The 7,269-nt window shown below is 37.2% G+C and carries 8 protein-coding genes; 2 read left to right on the top strand and 6 right to left on the bottom strand.

What is annotated here, in order from left to right; all coding sequences use genetic code 11:
- Positions 1-75: 75 nt before the first annotated feature.
- From dltD to R8925_RS13615, 5 genes are read right to left on the bottom strand one after another with little or no spacing between them, the layout of a single operon-like run.
- Complete coding sequence (gene dltD / locus R8925_RS13635; RefSeq protein ID WP_430536350.1) at positions 76-1,347, bottom strand: D-alanyl-lipoteichoic acid biosynthesis protein DltD; 1,272 nt, start codon at positions 1,345-1,347, stop codon at positions 76-78.
- Positions 1,344-1,580: a D-alanine--poly(phosphoribitol) ligase subunit DltC gene (dltC, locus tag R8925_RS13630; protein WP_430536349.1), complete on the bottom strand. Its 237-nt coding sequence runs from the start codon at positions 1,578-1,580 to the stop codon at positions 1,344-1,346. Before dltC ends, dltD begins: the two co-directional genes overlap by 4 nt.
- 28 nt (positions 1,581-1,608) lie before the next feature.
- Positions 1,609-2,787: a D-alanyl-lipoteichoic acid biosynthesis protein DltB gene (dltB, locus tag R8925_RS13625; RefSeq protein ID WP_430536348.1), complete on the bottom strand. Its 1,179-nt coding sequence runs from the start codon at positions 2,785-2,787 to the stop codon at positions 1,609-1,611.
- Positions 2,784-4,325 carry a D-alanine--poly(phosphoribitol) ligase subunit DltA gene (gene dltA, locus R8925_RS13620; RefSeq protein WP_430536347.1) on the bottom strand — a complete coding sequence of 514 codons (1,542 nt, stop codon included), beginning with the start codon at positions 4,323-4,325 and terminating at the stop codon, positions 2,784-2,786. The genes dltB and dltA overlap by 4 nt, the downstream gene beginning before the upstream one ends.
- A gap of 20 nt (positions 4,326-4,345) precedes the next feature.
- Positions 4,346-4,492: a teichoic acid D-Ala incorporation-associated protein DltX gene (locus R8925_RS13615; RefSeq protein WP_430536346.1), complete on the bottom strand. Its 147-nt coding sequence runs from the start codon at positions 4,490-4,492 to the stop codon at positions 4,346-4,348.
- A gap of 472 nt (positions 4,493-4,964) precedes the next feature.
- Here R8925_RS13615 and rpiA point away from each other — a divergent pair, with 472 nt between their 5' ends.
- Positions 4,965-5,636 carry a ribose-5-phosphate isomerase RpiA gene (gene rpiA, locus R8925_RS13610; RefSeq protein ID WP_430536345.1) on the top strand — a complete coding sequence of 224 codons (672 nt, stop codon included), beginning with the start codon at positions 4,965-4,967 and terminating at the stop codon, positions 5,634-5,636.
- Positions 5,637-5,695: 59 nt separating this feature from the next.
- Here the strand turns inward: rpiA and R8925_RS13605 are convergent, their stop codons facing one another.
- Positions 5,696-6,307: a CPBP family intramembrane glutamic endopeptidase gene (locus tag R8925_RS13605; protein ID WP_430536344.1), complete on the bottom strand. Its 612-nt coding sequence runs from the start codon at positions 6,305-6,307 to the stop codon at positions 5,696-5,698.
- Positions 6,308-6,465: 158 nt separating this feature from the next.
- On the opposite strand from R8925_RS13605, the gene R8925_RS13600 reads away from it, so the two are divergent.
- Entirely contained in the window at positions 6,466-7,266 is an 801-nt protein-coding gene (locus R8925_RS13600; protein ID WP_430536343.1) for a DUF422 domain-containing protein, read from the top strand.
- The last annotated feature ends 3 nt before the right edge of the window (positions 7,267-7,269 follow it).

Below are 7,269 nucleotides of genomic sequence, written 5' to 3'. Positions count from 1 at the left end.
TATTGAACCGCCGTATACCGAACGGTACGTACGGTGGTGTGAGAGGTCGGAGCCTAACGGCTCCTCCTACTCGATTTATTTATTATCTTCCTTTTTGGGAGGAGGAATTTGTTTGAAATAGAACTGTTTTGGCGTTTTCTCATACTTAGGTTTGGTTTTGCTATTCATAAACTGATCAATTTGCTTATCAATCGCAACCCAGCCTCGCCAAGATAAATGAATTGTATCTTCCAAGAAATAAGGCGTATCACTATAACTAGACATGTCGTAATAGTGGAAACCTTGATCCGTCACTTGTTTTCCGGATTTATCATAGTACTTCTGCAATTTTTCTCTCGATGCACCAATATAGTCATACCAAGGTCCGTTAACAGGTGGGTTAATGAAAAGCACATCTGCGCCGACTTCCTTAAAAGCGTCCATAACAAGCTGTAAATCACTATATTCTGGTGACTCATCGTAGCTTAAATTCTTTCGACTATCCTTCAATTCGTTAATCGTAGGCTCTAGCTTTTTCTTGTAATAAGAATCCTTAACAAAAAATGGATTCGTCCCTACTTGTGACTCTCCCATCTTTGTTGCCAAGTCGTCTAAATTCGTATAATCTAATGCATCAGGAATTAATTTCAAATTCTTCTCGACCTTTTCTTCGCGCGAGCCTTGGATAAACTTCGAGTCTAAATCATCTTTTCGCTGTAAAATTTTCATTTGGGCATTGGCTGTTGCATAGGTGAACGCGCTGACCCCTGTCTTTGGACCAGGTGAGGCGATAGTCTCAAGTAATGCGGTCAAAGTAGTATCGTTTTTCACTACTTTATAAGTTAACAATCTGCGAGCTGCATATCTTCGTTCGGAAGTAGGTTTTTCATCGGACATCGCAAATTTATAAGCTTGCAAGGGTGAAAAATTACCACCAAAATGTCCATCATCTACACCAGCTGGTTGGAACCATTGCGGCGATAAGATAAACACAACTTTCTTACCTTTTAACTTATTTCCCATCGCTTTAATATCTAAATAATGCGAGAGCGATTGCGTGCCTGGACGACCAATTAAAAATGGCGTATAGTCACGATTATATTTCTCTGCAAAAACATTAGGATGGAATTGATCGACACGTGATAGCTCTGAGGAACCAAAGATAGGCAAATAATTTTTGTCTGATGCAAGCATTTTTTGTTGAATGGCAACACCTTGCACGACAACGGGATTCATAGAAGTAGCGCTTTTTTTGATAGTAGCAGTTGATACGCCGCCAAAAAGCGAACTTGGGCCAAACAGGATGAATAAGAACACAGCCCCTGCAATAAGCAAAGGCCCAAATGTCATCCAAAGTTTCTTTTTCATTTTAATTCCTCAAGCTTAGTGATAATTTTTTCCGGGGTTGCCCACTCGTCACGATCAAATTCTGAAACTGGAACGGTAATCCCTAAGCGCGATTCCACTTCTATTAAAAATTGAACAGTTGCCATTGAATCTAAAAGTCCTTCATCAAATAATTGTACAGAAGTGTTTTCCACAACTTCCTCTGACTCTGTAATCTCTTCTAAAATTTCTAAAACATCTTCACGAAATGCCATAATATGTTACCACCTTATTATTTTTATTTTAAAAACTAATTCTGTCAAAAATCCCTGAGAAAATCAGGAACCCGAAGCAGACAAACTGGAATGTAATCACAATACCAATGACATGTGTCACTTTATTCTTCGGATAGAATTTCTTTTTCTTATTCCAACGTTCAAATAGGTCGAAACCGACGATTAAAGCTGCCTGATAAAGCCCATAAACGATATAATACCAATGAAGCCCGTGCCACATACCCATGAGTAAAAAATTCGCAAAATAAGCGATGTAAGCAACGGTAAATTTACTCTTGAAAAATTTCTTCTTTGTCATCCAGAAAACGAGGCGCATAAATACAAAGTCACGGAACCAGAAAGATAGCGTCATGTGCCAACGATTCCAGAACTCTTTAATATTGCGGCTTGCGAATGGTTTATTAAAGTTCATCGGCGTTTGAACACCCATCAAATAACTAATACCAACTGCAAAAGCACTGTAACCTGCAAAGTCAAAGAATAAATACATACTATAAGCATACATATAACCAACTAAACTCCAGCCGAATTGAATATGATGATGAAGGTTATATTCAAGCCCAGTAATCGCATTCGTTTGCACAACATAAGCGATAATAAATTTATATAGAAACCCTAAGAAGATGAGGAAAATACCACGATTAAGTAAGTTTGCGTATTTATCAGGATCTATAGGTACGTCCGCTTCTTTTTTAAAGCGACGAAAGCGGTCGATAGGGCCAGATGACAGCGTTGGGAAGAACAAAAGAAAGTTAATAAAATCCCAAGAGTTCAGCTCTTTAATCAAACCATCCCGCGTCTCTATAATCATTTGAGCGGCTTTAAATGTTAAGTATGAAATGCCTAAAAAGCCAATCATTGTTGTATTTGCTGCAAGTAGCGGCTGTACTTTTACAATAAACAAAGGCAGAATGGAAAGGATAAGCGCCAATACAAAGATACCACCATGATTCTGTTTTTGACGATAATTAAAGTAGAGCCTTACAAGTGCCAGTTGCCAAAATATAAACACGATAAAAGCTATGGCTTGAATTGTATTGCTGGCAAACATCATATAAATAAAGACTAGTGTTACAAAAGCATTATAGACTGGCATACGTTTGCCGAGTAAGCCAGCAATCACAATTGGTGCTAAGAAGGCGAACAATACTGCAAAATAGAGTATTGATCCATACGGCGTTGTCATGAATTCACCTCACTGGAAAGTTGCTTTCGATCAATCTTGCCATTCATCGTCAGTGGAAGTTCATCTTTATAAACCCATTTACGAGGGATCATATAACTCGGCATCGATTCTGAAAGTTCTTTTTTAATTGCAGCGCTGAGTTTATATTCCTTCTCAAAGTTATGAGCGGCAGGAACGACGAAAGCAACTAAGCTCTCCACCTTGCCTTCACGCATTTTTGGAACAACGATACAAGAGCGAATGTAGCTTACTTCTTTTAAGTTATTCTCGATATCTTCAAGTTCGATTCGATATCCATGAAGCTTAATTTGGAAATCTAAGCGACCTTGGAAGAACAACATCCCATCAATTATCGTGCCACAATCTCCAGTTTTATAAGCTTGGAATAGCTCATCTTGATAAAAAACTGCGGCTGTTTTCTCTGGCTCATTCAAGTATCCTTTAGAAACACTAGGGCCAATTAAGACGATTTCGCCTTTCTCACCGTCTGGAACGGGTAGTCTATCTTCGTCTAAAATTGCAAGCTTCGTATCAGGCTTGATGCGCCCAAGTGGTAAGCTAGGGTAAGTAGTAACATTGTTCTCATCAATTACTACATTTGTCACAGCCACGGTAGCCTCAGTAGGTCCATAGGTGTTGTAAACGATAGCATTTGGAAAACGCTGGATTAGCATTTGAGCCGTCTCCTTAGTCAAAACTTCACCACAAAATAGGAAATGTGTAATTGTCGGATTCGTCTCTCCGTTAAAGTTCGGATCCATCAAGCAAATGTCTACAAAAGAAGGCGTAGAAACCCAAACATTTACTTCTAAATTTGGAATTGTTTCGTATAAGCTCTTCAGATTAGCGCTCACCGTCTTATCAAGTGGCACAAGAGTTCCGCCCGCAAGTAAACAAGGGTAGAGATCCATAACAGACAAATCAAAAGAGTATGGTGCTTGATTGAGGAAACGATCTCCTTCTTGAATCTCGAAATCTTGTAGTATCCAATTCGTAAAGCTCACTAGATTGTTATGACTGATTTGTACACCTTTTGGAACACCAGTACTTCCAGAGGTGAAAATGATGTAATAATTATCATCAGATTTGACAAAACATGAGCAGTCTGGTGTTTTTCCATTATTATGCGTGATTATATGCTGTAATTGCTCGGCATTTATAACAGGCACATCAGCAACTCTTGCCTCCGCAGGTAACTCCTCAGTACAAAGAATAAGGCTCGGTTGCGCAACCTCTGTTATTTGCTTAATGCGATCAGCGGGCATGGAAGCATCAATTGGCACATAGGCATGGCCTGCTTTTGAGCAAGCAAGGAAAGCAACAATTTGCGAAGCCTCCATGTGTCCATATATTAAGACAGGAGCATTGTTATTATCTAGTTCTTGTAATAAAAAGACTGCTAATGCGTCTGATTGTTCCTTTAGTTCATGGTATGTCAGGGAATTGCCATTATAGTCATAACAAGCTTTGTTAGGTGTCTTAAGCGCCCACTTATCAATACGCTCATTGATAGAAGTGGTAAAAAAAGATACACTCATTCGTAATCGCCTCTTTTCCTTTAAAATTCATTGTAAATAAATGTTGTATCGTTCGGATTCTTGAAACCATAGAACCATAACAATCCAAGTAAAACAACTAAATAAAATAACGTTTTCCAGATAAAAATAGCTTTTGGATGGGCCATCGCCTCTTTCCATTTTTTCATATTAGATATCACCTCTTATATTTCTCTAATGTTACAAATGTTAAAATGGAGTGTCATGTATTTATATAATGTAACGCATTTATCTCGAAATGTCCAATTACATTTTTGTAAGGTTATGCAAGTGAAAGCACTCTGGACCTCAAAATAGCTCGTTATACAGGAGAAAATAGATGAAAAATTTCTTGTAATAGTATGAAAAACTACATAAAAAATATTATTTCGAAGCTCAAGTCGCCATTTAGAGCGGTTTTCATATGGTTACAGGGCTAAAATTATGAACTTTTTGTGAATTTTAAAAAAGAAAGTTCCATTTCCAAATAAAGTTCTTTTATAACTATAAATTGGTATTTAGATACGATAATATGCCATTTTGCAGTATTATTATTTTAGAGAATATAGGATACGGCTATGCGAATGATTGGAAATTATATATAATGAAAGAAGTGTAAACTTTTTGAGGGGGTTAGTGGTAGTGAATAGCAAACAAATTGCGGGAGAAAAAGCATGTGAGTATATTCAAGATGGTATGATCGTAGGATTAGGAACTGGTTCAACAGCATACTATATGATTCAGAAGTTGGGTGATCGGGTAGCAGAAGGGTTAAATGTGACAGGGGTTGTTACCTCCAAAGCGACAGAAGAATTAGCGAATGAACGAAATATCCCTTTAATGGACTTAAATGATGTTACAGAAATCGATTTAACAATTGATGGAGCAGACGAAGTAGATGCAGAATTTCGCGGTGTAAAAGGCGGCGGTGGTGCTTTATTATTTGAGAAACTGGTGGCCCATGCATCGAAAAAAAGCATCTGGGTTGTTGGTGAGGACAAAGTTGTCACGACGCTAGGCGCCTTTCCATTGCCTGTTGAGGTTGTTCCTTTTGGGTATAAGCAAGTGTTGCGTCAACTAGAGGATAGGGGCTATCGACCATTGTTAAGACACCGCGAAGATGGGAGTATTTATTTAACAGATAGTCAAAACTATATTTTAGATTTGCAAATGAATGAAATAACGGATCCCAAAGAATTAAATGCGTGGTTAAATAATTTGCCAGGTGTGGTAGAAAATGGCTTGTTTTTAAATTATGCTTCTACTTTGGTGATTGGCTTTTCTGACGGTAGCGTAGAAGTACGCGATAAATAAAATAAAGTCGTCATGCTGAAATTAGGCATGGCGACTTTATTTTAAGATATGTTTTCTAATTAATAGATTGGCAAAATTAGTAGTAATAATAAATTAAAAGTCCAATGTGACACGATTAAAAGCGATAAACTTGGGCGTCTTATGTAGATAAAGCCCCAGTATATTGACGCTAAGGTTGCTGCTAGTGCGATAACGAAATTACCGCTGAACAACATGAAAGCACCGTTTAATGTAGCCATGATTAGTACAGCAACCCACGGAACTAATTCGTGTTCCAATCGTTTTAATACAAAACCACGCCAGAAAATCTCTTCTCCTGGTACAATGGCAACAATAAGTAGCAGCCAAATTAGTAAGGATTCTGGTTCGTATTTCGTATATCCTTTTGCAACGAGCGCATCAAGGTTACCTGGAATAAATTTTAGTAGAAGTGCACCGATATAAAACAAGATATAAAGGATAATACCACTAAAAATACCTGGAATAATACTTTTTAAGACGGAAAATTGTTTTTTTAATTCATCGTTCAATACTACCCAACTAATAAGAAATAACATGGATGCTCCGTATAAATACCAGAATACAGAAGCATATTCAAATGTGACATACATGAGCCCTGCTGCCAATAAGATGCCTAAATAAAGGCGGTAATCAATCTTGTTGCTTTTCAAATTTTTACACCTCTTTACTCCATTACGCTCTATTGAATACTTTAATAGAAAAAAAGATATTTAGCAACAAGGAACTCTTTTTGGCGACTGTTTTTTTGTAATTGATTGTAGTTTTCCTGAAAACATTTATAATTAGGGGATAGGAGTTGATTGCTTTCATGGTAGAGAAAAGATTTCGATTTTTTGTTTGGCTTTACATGGCCCTTTTTTTCATTGCAGTGATACTGATTGTTCTGAATGTATTGCCACTTCGTTTGACTGAGATTCATGCCTTATTTTTTATTGTATCAGGTTTTTTTGCAGTCATTTTTTTAATTTTACAATATGGTAAGGGTTTGGGTTCGGCGATTACTATTTTGATTTTTGCAGTTAGCACAAGTATTGAATGGATGCAAACGAGTCTTACAAGTGCAGGACAGTCTGGCAACGTTACAACAGATTTTGGGCTTGTAATCAATGGGATACCGGTTGCATTTGGGTTTATTTGGCTAGTTTTAATTGTTGGGACACATGTTATTTCCCGGGAAATAACGTTGAAAATTAAAATAGATTGGATTCGTGGTGGTATTTATGCAATTATCGCTGCTACCATGGTTATGGTATTTGAAATGTTGATAGAACCTGTTGCGATGCAAGTAAAGCAATCTGCTATTGATAGCACCACCTTGACCATTATTCAAATGACAGATGTAGCGAATTGGTGGACGCTTGGCTTAATACTTCATTTGATGATTTATTTTATGCTTAGCTTAACAGATCAATGGGGCAAGCTACATTTCCCAACATTAAAATCGGAACTTGTACTCGTTTATTGGATTGTTCTTTCTTTTTTTCTTGTTCTAGGTTATTTCATGGGACTGTGGAGTATTATACTCATTACTCTAGTAGGAAACATTTTGTTTACGGTCTGTTATTACTTAAGTTTAGAAAATGATATAAAGAAAAAAACTGTTGTGTGAGTG

Source organism: Listeria rocourtiae subsp. hofi (genome assembly GCF_963575615.1).
GTDB classification, from domain to species: domain Bacteria; phylum Bacillota; class Bacilli; order Lactobacillales; family Listeriaceae; genus Listeria_A; species Listeria_A hofi.
Note: the sequence above shows the minus strand (reverse complement) of the source record. Positions and strands in the feature narration are given on the sequence as shown.

Coding starts and splice junctions, on each gene's coding strand:
- dltD (WP_430536350.1), bottom strand. CDS start 1,347: ATGAAAAAGAAACTTTGGATGACATTTGGGCCTTTGCTTATTGCAGGG.
- R8925_RS13615 (WP_430536346.1), bottom strand. CDS start 4,492: ATGAAAAAATGGAAAGAGGCGATGGCCCATCCAAAAGCTATTTTTATC.
- dltC (WP_430536349.1), bottom strand. CDS start 1,580: ATGGCATTTCGTGAAGATGTTTTAGAAATTTTAGAAGAGATTACAGAG.
- R8925_RS13600 (WP_430536343.1), top strand. CDS start 6,466: ATGGTAGAGAAAAGATTTCGATTTTTTGTTTGGCTTTACATGGCCCTT.
- dltA (WP_430536347.1), bottom strand. CDS start 4,325: ATGAGTGTATCTTTTTTTACCACTTCTATCAATGAGCGTATTGATAAG.
- dltB (WP_430536348.1), bottom strand. CDS start 2,787: ATGACAACGCCGTATGGATCAATACTCTATTTTGCAGTATTGTTCGCC.